This window comes from Micromonospora sp. CA-111912, from assembly GCF_050948415.1.
In the GTDB taxonomy this organism is placed as follows: Bacteria; Actinomycetota; Actinomycetes; order Mycobacteriales; family Micromonosporaceae; genus Micromonospora.
Genome location: NZ_CP192007.1, coordinates 5,135,951 through 5,158,794, shown reverse-complemented (window position 1 = coordinate 5,158,794; position 22,844 = coordinate 5,135,951). Strand labels below are relative to the sequence as shown.

12 protein-coding genes are annotated in these 22,844 nt (G+C 71.9%); 6 read left to right on the top strand and 6 right to left on the bottom strand.

Annotated features, from left to right (window positions below; all coding sequences use genetic code 11):
• Positions 1-76 precede the first annotated feature (76 nt).
• Positions 77-1,945, bottom strand: a complete 1,869-nt coding sequence (typA, locus tag ACQPZO_RS21195; RefSeq protein WP_433343371.1) for a translational GTPase TypA — start codon at positions 1,943-1,945, stop codon at positions 77-79.
• A gap of 134 nt (positions 1,946-2,079) precedes the next feature.
• Here typA and ACQPZO_RS21190 point away from each other — a divergent pair, with 134 nt between their 5' ends.
• Entirely contained in the window at positions 2,080-3,540 is a 1,461-nt protein-coding gene (locus ACQPZO_RS21190; RefSeq protein ID WP_433343369.1) for a DedA family protein, read from the top strand.
• Between the two features lie 15 nt (positions 3,541-3,555).
• Here ACQPZO_RS21190 and ACQPZO_RS21185 read toward each other — a convergent pair whose 3' ends face one another.
• Positions 3,556-5,694, bottom strand: coding sequence for an MMPL family transporter (locus tag ACQPZO_RS21185; RefSeq protein ID WP_433343367.1), 2,139 nt, complete (start codon positions 5,692-5,694; stop codon positions 3,556-3,558).
• A gap of 174 nt (positions 5,695-5,868) precedes the next feature.
• Between ACQPZO_RS21185 and ACQPZO_RS21180 the strand changes: the two genes are divergently transcribed.
• On the top strand, positions 5,869-6,384 hold the full coding sequence (locus tag ACQPZO_RS21180) for a MarR family winged helix-turn-helix transcriptional regulator (protein WP_433343365.1): 516 nt from the start codon (positions 5,869-5,871) through the stop codon (positions 6,382-6,384).
• Between the two features lie 577 nt (positions 6,385-6,961).
• Here ACQPZO_RS21180 and ACQPZO_RS21175 read toward each other — a convergent pair.
• A complete protein-coding gene (locus tag ACQPZO_RS21175; protein ID WP_161690055.1) occupies positions 6,962-7,165 on the bottom strand; it encodes a cold-shock protein in 204 nt (67 codons plus the stop codon).
• A gap of 192 nt (positions 7,166-7,357) precedes the next feature.
• On the opposite strand from ACQPZO_RS21175, the gene ACQPZO_RS21170 reads away from it, so the two are divergent.
• The gene (locus ACQPZO_RS21170; RefSeq protein ID WP_433343363.1) at positions 7,358-8,041 is read left to right on the top strand and encodes a class I SAM-dependent methyltransferase; all 684 of its coding nucleotides are present in this window, start codon (positions 7,358-7,360) and stop codon (positions 8,039-8,041) included.
• A 218-nt stretch (positions 8,042-8,259) separates the two neighbouring features.
• On the opposite strand, the gene ACQPZO_RS21165 is transcribed toward ACQPZO_RS21170, so the two are convergent.
• The 3 genes from ACQPZO_RS21165 to ACQPZO_RS21155 form a co-directional block, all read right to left on the bottom strand.
• Complete coding sequence (locus ACQPZO_RS21165; RefSeq protein ID WP_433343361.1) at positions 8,260-15,204, bottom strand: LamG domain-containing protein; 6,945 nt, start codon at positions 15,202-15,204, stop codon at positions 8,260-8,262.
• 1,074 nt (positions 15,205-16,278) lie between these two features.
• Positions 16,279-16,932: an MBL fold metallo-hydrolase gene (locus ACQPZO_RS21160; protein ID WP_433343359.1), complete on the bottom strand. Its 654-nt coding sequence runs from the start codon at positions 16,930-16,932 to the stop codon at positions 16,279-16,281.
• A gap of 5 nt (positions 16,933-16,937) precedes the next feature.
• Entirely contained in the window at positions 16,938-17,654 is a 717-nt protein-coding gene (locus tag ACQPZO_RS21155; RefSeq protein WP_433343358.1) for a maleylpyruvate isomerase family mycothiol-dependent enzyme, read from the bottom strand.
• Between the two features lie 178 nt (positions 17,655-17,832).
• Between ACQPZO_RS21155 and rsgA the strand changes: the two genes are divergently transcribed.
• From rsgA to ACQPZO_RS21140, 3 genes are all read left to right on the top strand, one after another.
• Positions 17,833-18,885 carry a ribosome small subunit-dependent GTPase A gene (gene rsgA / locus ACQPZO_RS21150; protein ID WP_433343356.1) on the top strand — a complete coding sequence of 351 codons (1,053 nt, stop codon included), beginning with the start codon at positions 17,833-17,835 and terminating at the stop codon, positions 18,883-18,885.
• A gap of 340 nt (positions 18,886-19,225) precedes the next feature.
• Positions 19,226-22,171 carry an excinuclease ABC subunit UvrA gene (gene uvrA / locus ACQPZO_RS21145; protein ID WP_433343354.1) on the top strand — a complete coding sequence of 982 codons (2,946 nt, stop codon included), beginning with the start codon at positions 19,226-19,228 and terminating at the stop codon, positions 22,169-22,171.
• 177 nt (positions 22,172-22,348) lie between these two features.
• On the top strand, positions 22,349-22,834 hold the full coding sequence (locus ACQPZO_RS21140; RefSeq protein ID WP_433343352.1) for a Rieske (2Fe-2S) protein: 486 nt from the start codon (positions 22,349-22,351) through the stop codon (positions 22,832-22,834).
• Positions 22,835-22,844: the final 10 nt, after the last annotated feature.

The window sequence follows — 22,844 nt, the reverse complement described above, 5'->3', positions numbered from 1 at the left end:
CGGACGTAGGAGGCCGGACGCGGAGCGGGCCGGGAGGTGATCCCTCCCGGCCCGCCCGGTACGTCGTGCTCGGCCGTCAGCCGGCGTGCTTGCGGCGGGCGGTCGCGCGGGCGCGCTGCGTCTGGTCGAGGACGACCTTGCGGATGCGCACGGACGCCGGGGTCACCTCGACGCACTCGTCCTCGCGGCAGAACTCCAGGGCCTGCTCCAGGGACAGCTTGCGCGGCGGGATCAGCTTCTCGGTCTCGTCGGAGGAAGAGGCCCGCATGTTGGTGAGCTTCTTCTCCTTGGTGATGTTGACGTCCATGTCGTCGGAGCGGGAGTTCTCCCCGACGATCATGCCCTCGTACACCTCGGTGGTCGGGTCGACGAAGAGCTGGCCGCGCTCCTGAAGGTTGATCATGGCGAACGAGGTGACCGCGCCGGACCGGTCGGCGACAAGGGAGCCGTTGTTGCGGGTGCGCAGCTCGCCGAACCACGGCTCGTAGGACTCGAAGACGTGGTGCAGGATGCCGGTGCCCCGGGTGTCGGTGAGGAACTCGGTGCGGAAGCCGATCAGGCCGCGCGCCGGGACCAGCCACTCCATCCGGATCCAGCCGGTGCCGTGGTTGACCAGCTGCTCCATCCGGCCCTTGCGGGTCGCGAGGAGCTGGGTGATCGCGCCCAGGTACTCCTCCGGCGCGTCGATGGTCAGCCGCTCCACCGGCTCACAGGTCTTCCCGTCGATCTCCCTGGTGACCACCTGCGGCTTGCCGACGGTCAGCTCGAAGGACTCGCGGCGCATCTGCTCGACCAGGATCGCCAGGGCCAGCTCGCCGCGGCCCTGTACCTCCCAGGCGTCGGGCCGCTCGGTGGGCAGCACCCGCAGGGAGACGTTGCCGACCAGCTCCTTGTCCAGGCGGTCCTTGACCATCCGGGCGGTGACCTTGGCGCCCTTGACCCGGCCGACCAGCGGCGAGGTGTTGGTGCCGATGGTCATCGAGATGGCCGGCTCGTCGACGGTGATCAGCGGCAGCGCAACCGGGTTCTCCGCGTCGGCGAGGGTCTCGCCGATCATGATCTCCGGGATGCCGGCGACCGCGATGATGTCGCCTGGTCCGGCCGACTCGGCCGGCCTGCGCTCCAGGCCCTCGGTCATCAGCATCTCGGAGATGCGGACCCGCTGGTTGGTGCCGTCGGTGCGACACCAGGCGACGGTCTGACCCTTGGCGATGGTGCCCTGTCGGACCCGGCACAGGGCCAGCCGGCCGAGGAACGGCGAGGCGTCGAGGTTGGTCACGTGCGCCTGCAACGGCGCGCCCTCGTCGTACGCGGGCGGCGGGATGGTGTCCAGCAGGGTGCGGAACAGCGGCTCCAGGCTCTCGCTGTCATCAGGGACCGAGCCGTCGGCGGGCTGGGTGAGCGAGGCGATGCCGTCGCGGGCGCAGGCGTAGACGATCGGGAAGTCGATCTGCTCCTCGTCGGCGTCCAGGTCGAGGAAGAGTTCGTAGGTGTCGTCCACGACCTCCTTGATCCGGGCGTCGGGGCGGTCCACCTTGTTGATCACCAGGATGATCGGCATCCGGGCGCGAAGCGCCTTGCGCAGCACGAAGCGGGTCTGCGGCAGGGGGCCCTCACTCGCGTCGACGAGCAGCACCACGCCGTCGACCATGGTGAGGCCCCGCTCCACCTCGCCGCCGAAGTCGGCGTGCCCAGGGGTGTCGATGATGTTGATGGTGACCGGGTCGGAGCCGTCTGCCGGCAGGTACCGCACGCCGGTGTTCTTGGCGAGAATGGTGATGCCCTTTTCCCGTTCCAGGTCCCCCGAGTCCATCACCCGCTCGGTCGTCTCACCGCGGGCGCCGTAGGCACCGGCCTGCCGCAACATGGCGTCGACCAGGGTGGTCTTGCCGTGGTCGACGTGAGCGATGATGGCGACGTTACGGAGGTCGGTGCGAAGCTGCATGGGTTCCATCCTCCCGCCTGTGCGGATCAGGGGCCGAGTCGGGGTCACCCCGACGCTTCCCGGATCTGTGCCGAAACCGCTGTCGCCCTGCTTATCCCGGCTGGCATGCTGGCCGCCGTGACCCCCGGGCTGTCGTGCACGATCTGTTGAACTCGGTGCGGGACCTGCCGCCCCTGCTGGTCTACCTGGCCGCTGCGGCGATCGTGGCCGGCGAGACCGCCGTGATCGTCGGGCTGCTGGTGCCTGGGGAGGCGACCCTGCTGCTGGTCGGCTTCCTCACGTACACCGGTGCCCTCCGGTTGGGACCGGCACTGCTGGTGATGATTGTCGCAGCGATGACCGGCGACGCGGTGGCATTCCGTGCGGGTCGCCGGTACGGGCCCCGGCTGCGGGCCTCGGGGCTGGGCGCCCGGGTGGGACCGGCCCGCTGGCGGCGGGCGGACGAGCTGCTGGAGCGGCTCGGCGGGCGGGGGGTCCTCGCCGCCCGCTGGATCGCCTTCGCCCGGACCCTGGCGCCCCGGCTGGCCGGGGCCGCCGGCATGCCGTACCGCCGGTTCGCGCCGTGGAACCTCGCCGGGGTGGCGACCTGGGTGGGCGGTTCGGTGCTGCTGGGCAACGTGGCCGGGGAGTCGTACGGGACGGTGTCCCGACTGCTCGGGCGGGCCACCGGGGCGGTGCTGGTGCTGTTCGGCGGGCTCCTCGCCGTGCTGCTGGTCGGCCGCTGGCTGGGCCGTCACCCCGACCCGGCGCGGGCGCTGCTGGCCCGGGTGGCGGCGCTGCCGCCGGTGCGCTGGCTCTCCGCCCGGCACGGCGTGCTGTTCTTCCTGCTGGCCATGCGGATCGGCCCGGCCTGGACATTGTTGATCAACCTCCTGGCGGGGCTCGCGCTCCTGTTCGCCGCCGGTTTCGCCGTCGCCTGGCTGCTCGGGGCGGCGATGCGGTGGAGCGGACTGGCCGCGGTCGACGACGCGATCGCCGGCTGGTTCACCGACCGGCGCACCACCGGCGCGGCCGACGTCGCGTTCACCCTGGTCTCGGTGTTGCGCAGCTCGGTGCTGATCGGGCTGGTCGCGGTGGTGGCCGCCGGGTTGGCCTGGCGGCAGCGGCCGTGGCGGGCCGACCTGCTCAGCGTGGTGGGCTCGGTCGGGGCGTTCCTGCCGCTGGTGGTCCTCGCCGTGGTCACCGACCTGACCGCGCCAGGGCGGGCCGCGTCGGGGGAGGAGAGCGCGCTGTTCCCGACGCAGAACGCCGTCGTTGCGGCGAGCCTGTGCACGCTGGCCTGGCTGCTGTCCCGGAGCGCGCGCTGGCAGGTGGCCGTGGCCACCTGGACGGTGGCCGCAGCCGGCGTGTCCGCGATCGGCGGCGCCCGGCTCTACCTCGGGTTGAGCACCGCCAGCGGCACCGTCACCTCGGTGCTGCTCGGATCGGCCTGGACCGCGCTGTTCATGGTCGCCTGGGCCACCCGGGACCGGGCTGCGGGCGGCGGCGGGGAAGCGCGCAAGGTGATCCCCGAGCAGGGCCCGCCGCCGGCGGCCGACGGCGGGGCGCGGCCGGGCCGCTGCGCCGGTACGGGGCAGCGGCCCGACACGGGGTAGGGGCGGGGCGGGCGGTCAGTCGCGGGTGGCGGCCGGTTCCGTGGGCCCGTGGCCCCGGTCCGCCGGGGCGTCCTCGGGCGTCCGGTCGATCCGGCCCGGCCACCAGAAGCGTTCGCCGAGCACGAACGCGAGCGCCGGCACGAGCACCGTGCGTACCAGCAGGGTGTCGAGCAGCACCCCGATGCACACGATGATCCCGATCTGGGTCAGCGTGATCAGCGGCAGGACGCCGAGGACGGCGAAGACCGCGGCGAGCAGGATGCCGGCGCTGGTGATCACGCCGCCGGTGACGCGCAGCGCCGACAGCATGCCGTCCCGGGTGCCGGTGCGCCGGGCGTCCTCGCGGGCCCGGGTGACCAGGAAGATGTTGTAGTCCACGCCGAGGGCCACCAGGAACACGAAGGCGAGCAGCAGGACGCCGCTGTCCAGCGCGGGGAAGCCGAGGACGTGGTCGAACAGCAGCCACGCCGCGCCGAGGCTGGCGAAGAACGACGCGATGACGGTGAGCACCAGCAGCAGCGGCGCGACCAGGCCGCGCAGCAGCAGCACGAGCACCGCGCCGACGAGCAGCAGGATGATCGGCAGGATCAGCCACAGGTCCTTGGCGTCGGCCTTGTCGGAGTCGTAGGTGGCGGCGACCGTGCCGCCGACCACGGCGCCGGTGAACGGGTCGGCGCCCTCGACGGCCGGTGGCGCGGAGCCGGGGACCGCGGCGACGGCGTCCCGCAGCGCCTCGACCACCCGGTCCGAGGCGGCGGTGCCCGGCTCGGCCTCCAGCACCACGTCGACCTGGGCGACGCTCGTGCCCGCGTCCCCCGGCCGGGCCGAGGCCACGCCGGGGACGCTCGCGGCGGCGTCGGTGACGGCCGCCACGGCGGCGGGGGCGGTGAGCACGGCGACCGGCTGGGTCGTGCCGGCGGGGAAGGCCTTCGCGAGGGTCTCCGCGCCGGCCACCGCCTCGGGCTTGACCCGGAACTGCTCGGTCTCCGACAGCCCGGTGCGGATGCCGAGCCCACCGAGGGCGAGGCCGGCGAGCAGCAGCGTGGCGAGGGTCGCGACCGGCACGGGCCGGCGGACGACGGCGGCGCCGAGCCGGCCCCAGAGCCGGCCCTCGCGGGCGGGACCGCCGACCCGGGGCACGAACGGCCAGAACAGCCCCCGGCCGAAGATCACCAGCACGGCGGGGAGGAGGAACAGCGCCGACAACATGGCGAACACCACGCCGGTGGCGCAGGCCACGGCGAGTGCCCGGTTGGTCTCCTGCTCGGACAGCAGCAGGGTGAGCACGCCGAGGACCACGGTTCCGCCGCTGGCCAGGATGGGTTCGGCGGTGCGCCGCAGGGCGGCGCGCATGGCGGCGAAGCGGTCCTCCTCGCGGCGCAGCTCCTCCCGGTAGCGGGCGATGAGCAGCAGGGCGTAGTCCGTGGCGGCGCCGAAGACCAGGACGCTGGCGATGCCGGTGACCTGGCCCTCCTGGAGGTTGATGCCGAAGGCCGGGACGATGGTGTCCACGGCCCGCAGGGTGAGCTGCTCGGTGGCCGCGACGACGACGAGCGGCACGATCCACAGGAACGGGCTGCGGTAGGTGATGAGCAGCAGCAGGGCGACGACGCCGGCGGTGACGGCGAGCAGCGTGATGTCCGCGCCGTCGAAGACCTTCGTCAGGTCCGCGGAGAACGCCGGCGCTCCGGTCACCTCGGCGGTGAGCCCGTCGGGCAGGCCGTCGAGGGCCGCGCGGAGGTCGGCCACCGTCGTCGCGACGGCCTCCTGGCCGCCGGCGGTGGACAGCGGGACGGCGATGAGCGCCACGGTGCCGTCCGGGGAGATCTGCGGCGGGGCGACCCGCCCGCCGACGGCGAACCGACCCAGCTCGCCCGAAATGCCGGTGGCCGCGGCGCGGTCCGGCTCGGTGAGCGGCCCGTCGTCGGCGCGGCTGACGACGACGATCGCCGGCTCGATGTCGCTGGCGGGCAGCTCCTCCTGGAGCCGTTCGACCTGGGTCGACTGCCATTGCACCGACAGCCCGGTGGACGAGACGGGGGCGGGATTGTCCGGCTCCGGGAACCCGAAGACGGCCGCGCCGAGGACGATCGCGACGGCCACGGTGAGCCAGGCGGCGAGCCGCCCCCGGGCGACGCGGGTGAACACAGACATCGGGTTCCCTCAGGGTTGCCGGGACGTGGCCCCGGGTTCGGCGGTGCGGTGCGACGCGGCCGTGCGATTTAGCACGCCTGTCGAGTATCTTGACAGGCGAGATTATCCGCCGCTCCTCTATGCTGCAAGCGGGACCGCGACGGCAGGGGAAGCGACGGCGTGACACGGCACGGCATGTATCGGCGGCGCGACAGCCGGCGCGACCAGCTCGTCGCCGAGATCGCCAACGACCTGCGCCGGTACTCCGTCGACGCCCAGCACATCGGGCACGCCTTCGCGGCGCTGCACGGGCTCAACCCCACCGACCTGCACGCCCTGATCGCCGTCATGGACGCCGAGCTGCTCGGCACGCCGATCACCCCGGGACGGCTGGGTGAGCAGCTCAACCTCTCCTCCGGCTCGGTCACCGCGCTGGTCGACCGGCTGGAGCGGGCCGGCCACATCCGCCGGGACCGGGACACCGCCGACCGGCGCAAGGTGTTCCTGCACTACGCCGACCGGGGTGCTGCGCTGGCCATGGAGTTCTTCCAGCCGCTGGGCCGGCGGACCGACCGGGTGATGGCCGACTTCGGCGACGCCGAGTTGGAAATCGTGCACCGCTTCATGGCGACGATGGTCACCGCGATGCGGGAGCACCGCGACATTGTCCGGGCCGCCCGCCCCGACCCGACCCGCCGCCCGGCCGGCTGACCGCGCACCCGCTGTCCGCGCTGGTCGCCGCCGGGGCGACTCCGCCGCGACGCCTCCGCGCTGGACGGCGGCCGGTTCTCAGCCATCCCGGGCGGAGACATCCACGACCTGAGTTCCTTCTCCGCCTGGTGCGTCGCGCAGTGCGTCGCCGGGGCGGACGACACCCGGGACATCCGCGAGATCATTCACTCCCCGGACGGGACCACGGTCCGGCGGTGGGACCGGCTCGAGCGGCGCAGCACCGGCGATGCGAGCCACCTGTGGCACACCCACCTAGGTTTTTCTGCCGCGACTCGGCCAAGGCGGGCCGGAACCAGACCCCGCTGTTCCGCCGCTATGCAGCTCGCCATCCTGTTCGACAAGGACTTCACGGATGAGCTGGCGGTCGTGGCCGGCGTCCTGGCCTCGGAGAAGATTGCCGCCGCAGCGCCGCCCCAGCCTGGCAAGGCAGGTGGCCGACGAGATCGCCCGGCGGATGGCGTATGTGAGATTGGCCGGCGGCGGGGTGAGTGGTCCCGGGGCCGGAACGCGCTGTGACGGCGGCCGGGTACACCCGACCGCCGCCACCGGCACGAAGCTAGATCGGACGGACGTTGTCCGCCTGCGGGCCCTTCTGCCCCTGGGTCACGTCGAACTCGACCTTCTGGCCCTCATTGAGTTCCCGGTACCCGCTGGACGCGATGGCCGAGTAGTGGACGAACACGTCCGGACCCCCGCCGTCCTGCTCGATGAAGCCGAAGCCCTTTTCCGAGTTGAACCACTTGACCGTGCCGGTAGCCATGCATTTCTCCCTGTTCAAAGCGGGAGACCACCGACCGCCGGCCGATGATCGCCCTGTACCTCCCTGAGCCTAACTGGCGAAACCCCGATCCGCTGGTCGAAGTGCCGCAGGAAGGCCGGTAAAAAAATCTCACACCGGCCACGCCGGGGGGAAAGCCGCCCGGAGTTCGGGCCGCTCGGGCATGCTTGCCCGGTGAAAGGACCCGCAGCCGCCGCGCTGTCTGAGCTGGAACGCGAGGTCGGCGCGCCCGGGGACGGGCTGGACCGGCTCCGGCTGGTCGCCACCCCCTTCGTCCCCGAGGTGCGGCTGCACCTGGCCGAGGACGCCATCGTCTGGTGGGCCCGGATGGAGGCAGCCTCCGGGCACGCCCTGGCGGCGCCGTACTGGGCGTCGGTCTGGGCCGGCGGGCAGGCCATCGCCCGGCACCTGCTCGACCACCCCGAGCTCGTCGCCGGCCGCCGCGTGCTGGACCTGGCCGCCGGCTCGGGCCTGGTGGCGATCGCCGCCGCGCTGGCCGGCGCGGACCGGGTGGTGGCCAACGACATCGACCCGTACGCCGTCGCCGCCGTCACGCTCAACGCACAGGCCAACCGGGTCACCGTCGCCGCCACCGGCGAGGACCTGCTCGACTCCGACCCCGACGACATGGACCTGCTGGTCGCCGGGGACGTCTTCTACGACGAGGAACTGGCCGGGCGGATGCTGCCGTTCCTGCGCCGCGCCGCCGCCCGGGGCAGCCACGTGCTGGTCGGCGACCCCGGTCGCGGCCACCTGCCCCGCAACCGGCTGGACCTGGTGGCCAGCTACCAGGTGCCCACCACCGAACCCGCCGTCGACACCCCGGTGCGCCGCGTCGAGGTGCTCAGCCCTCGCTGACGCCCCGTGCCCCGGGTAGAACCACGTCTCGTCCGGCAGCGGTCGAACAGGCGGTGCTCCACGTCGTCGACGAGCCGCCCAGGGCGCTCCGGGCCCTGTATCAGCGCGTGGGCGGCTCGCTGCTCGAAGCCGCGCGGCCCCCGGCGCGATGAGCGTTGCGCCGGGGGCCGCGGGTTTTCGCGCGTCTAGGGCGGGTCGTTTTGGTCTGGGTGGTGTGGCTATCGGTCGATGCCGAAGTAGCGGGCGAGGTGGACGATGATCTCTTGGGTGTGCGGGGTGAGCCGGTACAGCTTTTTGGTGAGGGTCTCGGTGGTGGCGGCGGTCAGGTCGGCGAGGCTGGCGGTGTTGGCCGGGCTGTTCCTGATGTCGGGTTCAAGGGTCTGGATCAGGTCGTAGATGCTGCTGAAGCCCTCTTGCTGCAGCGCCTTGGCCAGGGACGGCGGGGCGGCGGAGGCCGCGGCGACCGGGTCGAGCAGGCGGCTGACGAAGGTGACCCGGTGAAGGACGCGCCAGCAGGGTGGTTTCTGGTCGGCCTGGTCGGCCTGGCGTAGGGCGGCGGCCTGGGGGGAGGTGGCGAGCCAGATCGGGTCGACGACCTTGCCGAAGAAGTCCTCGAAGTTGTCCTTGGTGACGTCGAGGTAGAAGGTCATGAACCGGTAGGCGTCGACCCTGCCGGGAACGGTGACGGGCTGGTTGGTCGCGGGGTCGTAGACGGGGGTTTCGCCGCCCTGGTAGCGCTGCAGATCCCGGCCGCCGGTGCATCCGACGTCGAGCCCGAACGTCCTGCTGGCCGACTTCGCCCTGGTGCGGGTGACGCTGGAGCCGCCGCCGATGCTGGCCTCGAAGCCCATTTTCGTGCCGCCCGCGGCTCCGGAGAGTTCGAACATGCCGCCCCCGCTGAGGGTGCCCTTGATCGAGTACGACCCGCCGGTGGTCTCGGTCACCGAGTCGGTGGTCTCGGTGGACTCGGCGAAGAAGCCGCCGCCGGCGGTCCAGACGTACGTGTTGGCGAGGTTGCGCCGGGCCGAGGACTTGTTGGCGACCTGTTTGGCCTTCTCGGCGGCCCGGTCGGGGTCGTGGGTCTCGGTGGACACCGAGTCGTAGTAGCTCTGTAGTTGCTGGGCCTGGCGCTCGATGCGGCGCTTGAGGGCGTAGGCCTCGCGGGGCTTGAAGTAGCTGTACTCGGCGCCGTCGCCGGCGGTGGGGTAGTGGGCGGGGTCGGCGAAGGGACCGCTCAGCCCGTAGCCGACGAGCCCGTCGAGGGTGCCCTGTTTGGTGTACAGCGGGTTGATCTGGAACTCGATGATGTTCCAGTCCCTGGGGATGTCAGGGTTGGGCATCATCCGGTAGGCGACCAACGCGCCGGTGTGTTCGAGGCGTAGCGCGAAGACGTCGGCGGTCTCGGACTGGACCAGGGCGTAGCCGGTGTTGGCCGGTACCCACCGCTGGCCGGCGGCCGGGTTGAGCGGACGGTTCGGGTCCTCCCACGCGCCACTGAGCGCCACTGTGCTGCTCCGGCTGGTGTTGCTGCCCTCGGACACCTCGGCATCGGCGGTCCAGCCGTTGGAGAATTCGAGGCCGAACTCGAGGTTTCCTTCCATGGTGAGTTTGGCGAGCGGTGTGGCGATGCCGATGCCGAGGGGGGCGGTGATGTTGAGGATGTCCGCCGAGACCTCCCACGAGAACTTCATCTTCGCCGAGACGTCCATGCTGATCTCCTTGCTGGACGACAGCGTGTTGGTGACCTCCTCGGCCTGGGTGAAGGAGACGGTGGCGGCGTCGACGTAGTCGTCGGTGCCCGGACGCTTGACCAGGTTCTCGGAGGGGACCGGCGGCGCCCCCTCGATGTAGCCGACGAGCTGCGGGTCGAACTGGGCCTGGCCGACCCAGGTGCTGACCAGGTTGCCGACCTTGTAACCGGTGATCAGGTACCAGCGGCCGGCCTGCTGGTAGCTGTAGCAGCGCTTCATCACGCCCCGCATGCCCCGGTGCGGGACCCGCTGGGCGTCGGCGTACTCGGCGACAGAGGGAGAGGCGCCGACAATCTCGTGGAAGGCGGTGCGGATGCCGGTCAGCGCGGAGCGGACCTCGGCGGTGTCGGCCGAGACGGGCGCCGTGGAGAGCACGATGGCGGGCGCACTGCCGACGGTGGAGGTGAGGTTGTTGCCACGCGGCCCGGCGTCGAGGATCGGGGCACCGGTGACGGTGGAGGAGGCGTCGAACGGGTAGTAGCAGACCAGGTCCTCGGACTCCCCGCGCAGCCGGGTGAAGACGTTGTCGAGAATTTGTTCGTCGGTCCGCGCCGCCTGCCAGACGCGGATCTCGTCGAGGGTGCCGGCGAAGGCGTCGCGCAGGCTGTCGTCGGTGGCCGAGCAGCCGCCGACGGTGAACTGCTCGGGCCCGTAGCCGCTGGTCGCGGCGGCGTCGGTGGCCGGCACCGGGTCGGCGGGGGTCGCATCGCCGTCGTGGTAGAGCCGGAACCGGTTGCCGCCCGGGTCCGGCGTCTTGACCCAGCTGACGCCGTGCAGCCTGCCGGTGTAGCTGCCGGCGGCGTCGGCGGTGGTGTTCCCGGCGTCCTCGGGGAACGTCCACTGGGCGACCAGGCCGGGCGTGCTCTCGGTGACCGCCACGCCGATCTTGGCCGTCTCTCGGGCCACGCTCCACAGCCGTACCTCGCTGAGCACGCCGCGCAGACCGTAGCCGGTCCGGCCGTTGCGGTAACGGCCGATCTCCAGGACCCCGTCGTTGCCGGACGGCGCAGGGCCCGTGAAGGTGGTGGTGCCTGCCGGCGCGCCGTTGACGTAGAACTGGATGTCCGACGCGTTCGGGTTGCCCTGGCTGGGTTTGCGGGTGACCGCGACCCGGGTGAACACGCCTGCCTGCAGCCTGGTCGTGGAGACGGCGACACCCGGCGGGGTGCTCGCGGTGTTCTCGTAGGTGAAGGCCAGCGCCCCGTCGGGCTGCACGTAGAAGGCGTACGGCACGGTCCCGCCGGCGCCGTCGGCCAGCCCTCCCTTGCAGACCAGCCCCTGGTTGTTGCCCAACGCGTCGAGCCGGAGGCAGACCTCGATCGTCAGGTCGCCGGTGACACCGAGGGCGTCGGCGCGGCCGGCGTCCAGCCACGCGGCACCGTCGAAGCGCAGCGCCCAGTCCTGCTCGAACGCCGCCGCCAGGTGGCCCCACTGGCCGGCCGGGTAGACGTCCCGGCTGCGCACGAGCTGGTCGCCCACCCCGGCAAGGATCTTGTAGCCGGGGAAGTTGGACCCGACGACCCGGGGGTTCCCGGCGATCGTCGCGTCGTTGCCCCGCCCGGTCAGGTCGATGGTCCGCCGGCCCGGGAAGTTCCAGTAGCCGAGCAGGTCGGCCTCCCGCCCGGTCAACCGGCGGTCCTTGTCCGCCTTCACCTCCTGCGCGGAACGGGCCCGACCCCAGACCCGCACCTCGTCCAGCTGGAGGTACGCCTTGAGATCCCAGTGAGCGCTGGCGATCCGACCGAGCAGGAGTTTGCCGGTGCCGGCGAAGTGCCCGGTGGCGGAGCGCCGGCCGACTTCCTCACCATCGCGGTAGATGACCTGGATGCGGTTGCTGCCTTCCCGGTCGTACACGCACGCCCAGTGGTGCCAGTTCAGGTCGCTGTAGGAGGAGGAGATGTTCAGGGCATCGTTGTAGAAGTCCATCGTGAAGTTGTTGTTGTCGCGGAATCCGATGTGCAGGCTCTGGCCCGTCGGGTTCACGTTCGAGGTGCCGAGGCCGACGACAAAGTCCGACCGGCCGGTGGCCAGGCGCTTGGCCCAGAACTCGATGGTGAAGGAGCTACTGGTCAGGTCGATGCCGGTGCCGCAGTCGAGATGGTCGCCGCCGCCGTTGAACTCCAGCGCCGAGGGGAACGGCGTGCCGGAGACGCCGAGGGTGTAGCGGGTGGTGGGGGTGCCGGGCAGGTGGGCGTGCAGGATGCGGCTCTGCGCGCCGGCGAAGCCCGGGTTGGCCCAGGCCTCCAGGGTGAGGTCGCCGACCATGGCCGCCCGGGGGCGTTGGGCGGCCGGAAGAGTGAGCCGCTTGGTGCCGTCGAAGGAGAACGAACGCCCGGGGGCGTGGCCCCGCCAGTGGTTGCCCCGGCCGGCCACGACGTCAACGGCCGCCCCGTTGGGCACGGCGGCGGTGGTGGCCGCGCCGCCGCCGACCGCGACGATCAGCGAGCCAGCGTCCAGGCGCGCCCCGGGGCGGCTGGCGGTGGCCGAGGCGTAGTCGTAGCCGACCGTGCGCACCTGCGCGCCCGCCGGCGCCGGTGCCGGCACCGCCACCAGGGTGAGGGTGGTGGCATTGACGAGCGCGGCGGTGCGCAGTTGGTGCACCGCCCCGGCCACGCGGACCGAGGTGCCGACCGCCAGCGCTACGGCGAGCGGCGCGGCCAGGGTCACGGTGCTGGTCTGGACCGAGGCGACCGTGCCGAGCAGGTCCCCGGTCGGGGTGCCGTTGAGGACGGCGGCGAACCGGTCGGCACGTCGCGGCACCGCGTTGAACGTCTCGGTCTGGGTCGTGCTGTTGGCCGTGCGGGTGACCACCACCGTGCAGAGGTCGGCGGCCGGGCCGGCCGAGACGGTGAAACCCAGCTCGGGCAGGTCGACCCCGGTGTCCCGGCTGGTCAGTTGCAACCGGCCGGCGGGGAGCGTGATCTGCTTGACCGCCCGCGAGGCGGTGGCGTCGTAGTAGACGGAGAAGAACTGCCCGTCGGCACCCCGGAAGTACAACACCACCTCGCCGGTCGCGCTGTCGAGCAGGACCGGGGTGTCATCGCTCCACGCGAAGGCCAGCATCGCGCCGAAGATGCTCAAGCCGGTGTTGTCGACGGCGACCACCGGCATCGCCAGCACCACGTCGTCGCCGCCCTGCAGCCCGCCGCTGAGCGCCGCCAGCACGGCCTCCCTCTCCGCCAGCACCCCCTGGTCCCGGACCAGCTGCTCCCGCGCGTCCTCCTGGGACCGGAGTGTGGCGTTGTAGGCCGCACTTGCCGAGTTCAGCGACCCCAGCAGACTGCTCGCCCGGCCCGACCGTTGGTGCGGCCAGACGAAACTCCCCTGGTCGTAGCAGTAGCCGGAATTCACGAAGCCCCAGTACCTGTTGTTCCAGTACTGATAGTCCGGGAGCTGCCTCTGCACGGCCTGGTCCGCCAGCTCGATGCGAGCCCGATCCTCGATCAGCTTCGCCTGCGCGGCCGTGACCGCGGCCTGGGCCGCGCTGAGCACGTCCATGTCCTTGGTCGGGTTCGGGCGCCCGACGGTGGACAGCGCGACGGAACGGGGCACCTGCGCGAGCCGGCCGTCGGCGGCGAGGGCGAGGTCGAGGGTGGCGATCAGGGGATTGCCACCCGCAGCGGCGGCGTCGGCCGTCGGGCAGGCCAGCAGGACCCGCGCCTGCCGCTTGGCCGGGCTGGGCTGGTCGGCGTAGCCGGCGACGCTCTCCTCCTGCTGGAAGTACAGCACCGCAGCCAGCCCGGAGGCGGGCGACCGACCCGCGAAACCGAAGGTCTCCCGGGACAGCCCCGGGCTGTCCCCCACCGGCGCCCCCGAGGTCAGCCACGCCGCGCCGCCCCGGACGGTGCCGTCGAACCCGTTGTCGGTGTGGTCGGCGATGCTGACCCCGGAGCCCTCGTCGAAGCGGTAGTAGGCGACCAGGCCCGGCTCCACTCCGGCGAGGCGGCGGCGGACGTCTCGGGCCAGCTCGGCGGCCGTCCGCGCCTGGCTCCAGATGCGCACCTCGTCGACGTCACCGGAGAAGAAGTCGGCCGCGCCGCTGCCCGACGGCCGGGCACCGACATACGTCACCACCCCGGCGGAGGAAGAGGAGGGGGTGAACGACATCGGGCCGCTGGCGACCTCGACGCCGTCGACGTACAGGGTGCCCTTGGCTGTGGTATCGGTGCTGAACACCGCCGCGACGTGGGTGTAGCGGCCGGTCGGCACCTTCTCGGCGGGCGAGGTGAGCGTGTTGCCGGTGCCGGAATGGGTCAGCACCAGCGCCCCGGTGGTGTTCAGGCGCAGGCTGAACGACCCCGCCTTCACCCCGTCGCCGGCGGCCACGACGAACCCGCCGGCGGTGACCGGCTTGATCCACGCCTCCACCGTGTAGGCGCCCTGCAGCCGCGCGCTCGGCGCGCTCCCCAGGTCGAGGTGGTCGTCCCTGCCGTCGAGGCGCAACGCCGTTCCCGCGCGGTCGGTCGGCAGCGCGACCGGCACCAGCGGATTCTTGGTGAACGGGTCCGCGCCGGGCTCGCGCTCGAGCACCGAGGCGGCGTACCTCGGGTCCGGGCTCGTGTAGAACTGGGTGCCCGTCAGGTTGAACAGCCCGTCATCGGCCCGTTCGACATTGAACGCGTCGATGCGGCCCGTCACCCCGTTCACGGCGAACAGTTGCCAGCGGAAGACGCCGTCAACCTGGGTGGGCAGCAGCATCACCGTGAACTCGCCGTCCCGGACGTGGCGGACGAACGACAACCGCCGGGTGGGCTCGTAGAACGGGTTGCCATCCAGATCCCTGGTGCCCAGGTTGTCACCGACCGAGGCCGGCGAGGTCTTACTCCGGCTGCGCCGGTAACGCACTTCGAGTACCGGCTTGACCGTCGCCCCCACCTGCACGAAGCGGTCGCAGAGGACCGTGTCGGACACCAGCGGCAGCTTGGCCCCGCCCGCCTGGGCGTAGTCCGCCCGGTCCGCGTCCCCGGAGACACCACCGCCGGCCAGCCGGAACAACGCGTCCGGGTGCGTCTCGTCGACCGACTGACGGAACAGCACCAGATACCTGCCGTCCGAGACGACCTGGAACGGCGCCTGGCCGCCCAGCCGGGCCGTCGTGGACAGGAACGGGTCCAGGTCCTCGGGCTGTACCTGGATGCCGGCGGCCACCTCGGCCCGCCCGCCCAGCTTCACCGCCGGCACGCCGACCGTCTCGACGTCACCGAAGCCGACCTCGGTGACCTCGCCCGGGAACGTGAGCAGCGGCGGATTGTCATCCCAGTACGAGCTGTCGATCTCGCCCCGCTCACGGCTGCCCAGATCCAGGTTCAGCACGCTGTAGTAGATCCGCCGCGATTCGTCCATCGCGAACGCCACCGTCGTGCCCTGGTGGCGCACCAGGGTCGTGTACACGTACTTCCTGTCGCTGTACACCCTCACCAGGTTCTTGTTCGGCATCCTCTACCCCAAATCTACGAATCACGTACATGGGCGCAGGAAAACTGCGGGTTCGGTCCGGACACGCGCCGAATCCGCCCTTACGGAGTGCACGGTGAAACATCGGATTCCGCAGCACCGAGCCGGAATCCGTAGAGTTGCGACGACTTGACCTCGCCATCGCCGTCCGGGGCCCGCGTGGCAGTGCATCCCGCCCCGCGCGGAGAAGTCCCGGGATCCTCCAGTGCGGAATCCCGCCGGAGTCAACCCGAGATGCTTGTGCTTACAGACTTACGGATAGGTCGATCCGCCTCTGCCCGTACGACCACACGGGTCGCTTGATAAATCCGGAGCGAATGGGCGGATCCAGCCATATCCGGACCGACACCTGCTGCCAGACAGCGATGCCATTTGGGCGCGCCGGCTCATCCTTTCCTTCGGCAAGGAGCCTCCGCGAAAGGATATTCAGGCGACCTGTCCAGTGTCGTCGATGTTGGATGTGTGGTATTGCAGAACGAGTGGTCGATGGATGCGGAAACCGTGCGCCGGCGAGCCCAACATGTCCTACGGCGTTGCTCGCCGCCCGCCTCTGTCGTCGGCTCTGGTTTTACCCCTCCGCCGGGCATTCTTGATTCTTTAATGCTGCACCCCATACGTCAAGGGGTGTTCGCGGGCTCGACTCAGCGTTAACTACCTAGTGTCAGGAATGGAGGGATGTCCGGAATATCCTGACCGATGCCCGGCCCGGCAAGGCGGGTGCAGCAGCGGAAAACCCTGCAGAAAATTCCGGCCCATAGCTTTGCCGATTGATCAAACCGCGTCTGTGCCGCGCAAACGCAAAGCGCGGTCCGCATGAGGCGCTACGAAGTATCGATAGACGGCCGAAACCAGCAGAACCTTCGCGCGCCGCGCGAACCGGAACGGAAACCGGATGTGCAGCAAGTGCCCGTCAGTCGACACGTCACCGGAACGCAGCGGAATCTCTTCGTTCCGCAGGCGGGGCTTCGGATGCGGAAAGCAAAACGCCCGGAGCTGGCAAAAGCCGACCCCGGGCGTCGTGAAATGCGTTCGCTACCAGCCGCGCGCCCGCCACTGGGGCAGCGACGGGCGCTCCGCGCCGAGGGTGCTGTCCCTGCCGTGCCCCGGGTAGAACCACGTCTCGTCCGGCAGCCGGTCGAACAGTCGGTGCTCCACGTCGTCGACGAGCTGACCGAAGCGCTCCGGGTCCTTGTCCGTATTTCCCACGCCACCGGGAAATAGCGAGTCCCCGGTGAACAGGTGCGGGGTCCCGGCCGGCTCGCGGTAGAGCAGGGCGATCGAGCCCGGGGTGTGCCCCCGCAGGTGGATCACCTCCAGCTCGCGGTCGCCGACGGTCACGGTGTCCCCGTCGGCGAGGGTGTCCACCTCGATCGGCAGGCCGGCGGCGTCGTCGGCGTGCACCAGGGGACGGGCACCGGTCTTGGCGACCACCTCCTCCAGGGCCACCCAGTGGTCCATGTGCTGGTGGGTGGTGACCACGGTGGCCAGGCCGGCGTCGCCGACCAGCTCCAACAGCCGGGGGGCCTCGTTGGCGGCGTCGATCAGCAACTGCTCGCCGGTGCCCGTGCACCGCAGCAGGTAGGCGTTGTTGTCCATCGGCCCCACCGACACCTTGGTGATGGTGAGTCCGTCGAGTTCGCGTACGGCCGGCGCGCCGCCGGGGCTGACGTCTCCGCTGTAGGTCATCGTTTCTACATCCATTCCGGTGGGTTCGGCAGGGGACCGTCGGGGGTGACGGCGAGCGTCTCGCCGGCACCGCGGCCGGTCAGCCAGGCGGCGAGTTCGGAGGCGGGGCCGGTGATCGTGGGCGCCGCCCCGCGGCCGCCGACGACCAGCTCGTGGCGGCTGCCGTCGAAGCGCAGCACCATCGCCGGCGCGTCGGGCCGGCCGGACAGACCGGTCGCGACCTCGTGCAACAACCGCTGGGCGAACGCCTCCGACCAGTCGGCCGGGCGGTACCCGGTGGCCAGGTCCACGTGGTGCACCTCGATCTCACGCAGCCGTCCCCAGACCAGCATGGCGGCCGGCCACGGGCCGCGTCGCGTCTGCACCGTGGCCGCCCACGCCTCGACCGGCATGGCCGCGACCGCCTCGTCGAACCGCTCCGCCGAGCGGCGCAGGTCGTCCAGGTGGGCGGCGGGCGGCCGGGACGCGCCGGCGGAGATGTCGGCGGCGCGGGCCGCGGTGCTGGCGTACATCGGGATGTGCTCGCCGGTGCGGGCGGCGGTGAGCAGGTTGACGAACCCGTCGGCGTTGCGGGCCAGGTGGGTCAGCACGTGCCCCCGGGTCCAGCCGGGCAGCAGGGACGCCCCGGCGACGCCCGCAGTGTCGAGGGCGGCCGCAGTGCGAAGCAGGCGGGCCGTGGCGTCGTCGAGGTCACCGGTCAGCAGCAGCGGATCTGCGGTCACGACCCGACCCTAGCGGTCCGCCCCCGCCGCGTCGCCGTGGAAATCGCTTTCGGCGCGTCGGCCCGCCCCCTACCGTCGGCGTCGTAGGCGGCACCCGGGACGTCGGAGGAGGTGGTGCCCATGCCGGTCGTAGCACGCGAGTCGCGCCACTGCTCACCCCGACACCGGAGAGGTTCCGATGACCATCGACCTGATCGCCCTCGGCTGGGACGCCGAGTGGGCGGCCCACGTACGTAATCGCACCCACCAGCGGCCGGGCCGGGTGGCCCGGGTCGACCGCGGCGTGTGCACCGTGCTCGGCGCCGACGGCCCGGTCCGCGCCACCCTGGGCGCGGCGGTGCTGGCCGCCGCCGCCCGTGACCTGACCCGGCTGCCCTGCGCGGGGGACTGGGTGCTCCTGCACACCTGGCCGGACGGGCCGGTCACCATCGAGGCCGTGCTGCCCCGGCGCACCGCGCTGGTGCGCCGCACCGCCGGCAAGGACGCCAGCGGGCAGGTACTCGCTGCCAACCTGGACGCCGCCGCCGTCGTCGAGCCGGTGCACCCGGAGCCGGACGTCGCCCGCGTCGAGCGGCTGCTCGCCCTGGCCCACCTCTCGGGTGCCACCCCGCTGGTGGTGCTCACCAAGGCCGACCTCGCCGCCGACCCGGCGGCGATCGCCCGGCAGTTCGCCGGGGTCGCGCCCGGGGTGCCGGTGCTGCCGGTCAGCGCCGAGCGGGGCACCGGCCTGGACCCGCTGCGCGCCCACGTGGTCCCGGGCCGCACCCTGGCCCTGCTCGGGCCGTCCGGGGCCGGCAAGTCGAGCCTGGTCAACGCCCTGGCCGGGGCGGTGGTGATGCCGACCCAGGCGATCCGCCGGGTCGACGGCAAAGGTCGGCACACCACCACCTGGCGGGCGCTGGTCCCGGTCCCCGGAGGCGGCGCGGTGCTGGACACCCCGGGGGTGCGGGCGGTCGGCCTGCTCGACGCCGCCGTCGGGCTGGACCGGACCTTCGCCGACATCGCCGAGCTGGCCACCGGCTGCCGGTACGCCGACTGCGCGCACGACGCCGAGCCGGGCTGCGCGGTCCGCGACGCCCTCGCCGTCGGGGAGCTGACCGCCCGCCGGTACGACAGCTGGCGCAAGCTGCAACGGGAGGTGGCCTTCGAGACCCGGCGCCGGGAGACCCGGCTGGCCGCCGAGCGCCGGGGCGGCTGGCGCGGTGGGCGCCACCGAACGGGCCGCCCGTGACGCGGCGTGTCCGCGTCGCCACTCCGCCCGAGCGGGGGTCGTGACACACGGTTGCCGTTGCGTTGCCCCGCGCGCTCGGGTGGGCCGGGTTGCCCGGGCGCGGCCGTGGCCGGGGTCACGCCGCCGCCGGTGACTGCCTGCAGGGCTGGGCGGCGGTCCGGCGCGACCGGCGTGAGCTGGGGGAATGTGCGGGCGCGGGAAGTTGTCGTACCTCGGAGCTAGAGTTGCCGAGGCGCTTCTTCTGCGCCCGCACAACCGCTCAGGGCCGTCCCGGAAGCTCCCGGACCGCCCCGGAGCGGACAGATTCTCCTCGCCTTCTTCTCCCGGGAGTACACGGACCGTGGCCGACCGACTGATCATCCGTGGCGCGCGCGAGCACAACCTGCGTGACGTCAGTCTCGACCTGCCCCGGGACGCCCTGATCGTCTTCACCGGGCTCTCCGGCTCCGGTAAGTCGAGCCTGGCCTTCGACACGATCTTCGCCGAGGGGCAGCGCCGGTACGTGGAGTCGCTCTCCTCGTACGCCCGGCAGTTCCTCGGTCAGATGGACAAGCCGGACGTCGACTTCATCGAGGGGCTCAGCCCCGCCGTGTCCATCGACCAAAAGTCCACCTCGCGCAACCCGCGCTCGACCGTCGGCACCATCACCGAGGTCTACGACTACCTGCGCCTGCTCTACGCCCGGGTCGGCGAGCCGCACTGCCCGGTCTGCGGCGAGCGGATCTCCAGGCAGAGCCCGCAGCAGATCGTCGACCGGGTGCTCGCGATGGCCGAGGGCACCAAGTTCATGGTGCTCGCCCCGGTGGTGCGGGGCCGCAAGGGCGAATACGTCGACCTGTTCGCCGAGCTCCAGGGCAAGGGGTACGCCCGGGCCCGGATCGACGGCGTGGTGCACCCGCTGACCGAGCCGCCGAAGCTCAAGAAGCAGGAGAAGCACACCATCGAGGTGGTGATCGACCGGCTCACCGTCAAGCCCAGCGCCAAGCGGCGGCTGACCGACTCGGTCGAGGCCGCGCTCGGCCTCTCCGGCGGCTTGGTGCTGCTCGACTTCGTCGACCTCGCCGAGGACGACCCCGACCGCGAGCGTCGCTACTCCGAGCACCTGGCCTGCCCCAACGACCACCCTCTGGCGATCGAGGACCTGGAGCCCCGGGTCTTCTCCTTCAACGCCCCCTACGGCGCCTGCCCCGAGTGCACCGGCCTGGGCACCAGGAAGGAGATCGACCCGGAGCTGGTCGTCCCCGACCCGGAGCGCAGCCTGCGCGAGGGCGCGATCCAGCCCTGGTCCACCGGGCACAACCTGGAGTACTTCCTGCGCCTGCTGGAGGCCCTCGGCGAGGCCGAGCACTTCGACGTCGACACGCCGTGGCGGGCCCTGCCGGCACGGGCGCAGAAGACCATCCTGCACGGCTCCGGCGACCAGGTGCACGTGCGCTACCGCAACAAGTTCGGCCGCGAGCGCTCCTACTACACCGGCTTCGAGGGCGTGGTGCAGTGGATCGAGCGCCGGCACACCGACACCGAGTCGGAGTGGTCGCGGGAGAAGTACGAGGGCTACATGCGCGACGTGCCCTGCGCGGCCTGCGGCGGGGCCCGGCTCAAGCCGGAGGTGCTCGCGGTCACCCTGGCCGGCAAGAGCATCGCCGAGGTCTGCAACCTGTCGGTGGGCGAGTGCGCCGAGTTGCTGGCCGGCATCGAGCTGACCGACCGGCAGAAGATGATCGCCGAGCGGGTGCTCAAGGAGATCAACGCCCGGCTGAAGTTCCTGCTCGACGTCGGGCTGGACTACCTCTCCCTGGACCGCCCGGCCGGCACCCTCTCCGGCGGCGAGGCGCAGCGCATCCGGCTGGCCACCCAGATCGGCTCCGGCCTGGTCGGCGTGCTCTACGTGCTCGACGAGCCGTCCATCGGCCTGCACCAGCGGGACAACCACCGGCTCATCGAGACCCTGATCCGGCTGCGCGGCCTGGGCAACACGCTGATCGTGGTCGAGCACGACGAGGACACCATCCGCGCCGCCGACTGGATCGTCGACATCGGCCCGGGCGCGGGCGAGCACGGCGGCCGGATCGTGCACTCCGGCTCGGTGCCCGCCCTGCTGGAGAACCCGGAGTCGGTCACCGGGGCGTACCTGTCGGGGCGCCGGGAGATCCCGACGCCGAGCCGGCGCCGGCCGCAGACGCCGGAGCGGGAGCTGGTGGTGCACGGCGCGCGCGAGCACAACCTGCGCAACCTGACCGTGTCGTTCCCGCTGGGCCAGCTCATCGCGGTCACCGGGGTCAGCGGCTCGGGCAAGTCGACGCTGGTCAACGACATCCTGCACGCGGTGCTGGCCAACCAGATCAACGGGGCCCGGCACGTGCCGGGCCGGCACACCCGGATCACCGGCCTGGAGCACGTGGACAAGGTCGTCGGCGTCGACCAGTCGCCGATCGGCCGCACCCCACGCTCCAACCCGGCCACCTACACCGGCGTCTGGGACTACGTCCGCAAGCTGTTCGCCGAGACCACGGAGGCCAAGGTCCGGGGGTACGGGCCGGGCCGGTTCTCGTTCAACGTCAAGGGCGGCCGGTGCGAGGCGTGCTCCGGTGACGGCACGATCAAGATCGAGATGAACTTCCTGCCCGACGTGTACGTCCCGTGCGAGGTCTGCAAGGGCGCCCGGTACAACCGGGAGACCCTGGAGGTGCACTACAAGGGCAGGACGGTCTCCGACGTGCTGGAGATGCCCATCGAGGAGGCGGCGGAGTTCTTCTCCGCCATCCCGGCCATCCACCGGCACCTCAAGACGCTGGTCGACGTGGGCCTGGGCTACGTCCGGCTGGGCCAGTCCGCGCCGACGCTGTCCGGCGGCGAGGCGCAGCGGGTCAAGCTCGCCTCCGAGCTGCAGAAACGCTCCACCGGCCGGACGGTGTACGTGCTCGACGAGCCGACCACCGGCCTGCACTTCGAGGACATCCGTAAGTTGCTGATGGTGCTGGAGGGCCTGGTCGAAAAGGGCAACACCGTCATCACCATCGAGCACAACCTCGACGTGATCAAGACGGCCGACTGGCTGATCGACATGGGGCCGGAGGGCGGCCACCGGGGCGGCAGCGTGCTGGCCACCGGCACCCCGGAGGAGGTCGCCGAGGTGCCCGAGAGCCACACCGGGCAGTTCCTGCGCCAGGTGCTCAGGCTCGACGGCGAGGCCAAGGGCGCCAAGGCGGCCACCGGCCGGGCCGCGAAGGCCAACGGCACCACCCGCGCCCGGTCCGGCCGGAAGGCCACGGCCGGGGCGCGCTGACCCCTGGACCGGCTCCGGCCCGGCGACGCGGCGGTCTCCCGGCGACGGGCACCGCCGCGTCGCCGACCCGAAGCGATCACGGTGGTCTATTCGTTGAACCGTCAGGCGCCGTGATCCGTGGACAGCGGGTATGGCCGCAGATCGTGACGGCGGCGGCAGTCGAGAGAGAGGCCAGACATGAGTGACGAGCAGGCGCAGACTCCTCCGGGCACGCAGACACGCCGCGCCCTCCTCGCCGGTGCCGGTGCGGTGGGCGCGGTGGTCGTCCTGTCGGCCTGCGGGAGCGACGACGACACCGCCGGCGGCTCCGCCCCGACCAGCGGCGGCCCGGGCGCGACCGGCGCGGGCGACGCCGAGGGCGGCAACCGGGACACGTCCGCCCCGCTGGCCCGCACCGCCGACATCCCGGTCGGCGGCGGCGCGGTGTACGCCAGCAAGGGCGTGGTGATCACCCAGCCCGAGGCCGGCACGTTCAAGGGCTTCGACCCGATCTGCACCCACCAGGGCTGCCCGGTGTCGAACGTCGACGGCGGCACCATCAACTGCACCTGCCACAACAGCAAGTTCTCCATCACCGACGGCTCGGTGAAGCAGGGCCCGGCGACGAAGCCGCTGGCGGCCAAGGAGATCAAGGTCGACGGCGACCAGATCACCCTCGCCTGACGGCGGCGGC

Excerpts from the sequence above, each read along its gene's own strand:
- rsgA (WP_433343356.1), top strand. The coding sequence starts at position 17,833 with ATGACCATCGACCTGATCGCCCTCGGCTGGGACGCCGAGTGGGCGGCC.
- typA (WP_433343371.1), bottom strand. The coding sequence starts at position 1,945 with ATGCAGCTTCGCACCGACCTCCGTAACGTCGCCATCATCGCTCACGTC.
- ACQPZO_RS21160 (WP_433343359.1), bottom strand. The coding sequence starts at position 16,932 with ATGACCTACAGCGGAGACGTCAGCCCCGGCGGCGCGCCGGCCGTACGC.
- ACQPZO_RS21185 (WP_433343367.1), bottom strand. The coding sequence starts at position 5,694 with ATGTCTGTGTTCACCCGCGTCGCCCGGGGGCGGCTCGCCGCCTGGCTC.
- ACQPZO_RS21175 (WP_161690055.1), bottom strand. The coding sequence starts at position 7,165 with ATGGCTACCGGCACGGTCAAGTGGTTCAACTCGGAAAAGGGCTTCGGC.
- ACQPZO_RS21180 (WP_433343365.1), top strand. The coding sequence starts at position 5,869 with ATGTATCGGCGGCGCGACAGCCGGCGCGACCAGCTCGTCGCCGAGATC.
- ACQPZO_RS21140 (WP_433343352.1), top strand. The coding sequence starts at position 22,349 with ATGAGTGACGAGCAGGCGCAGACTCCTCCGGGCACGCAGACACGCCGC.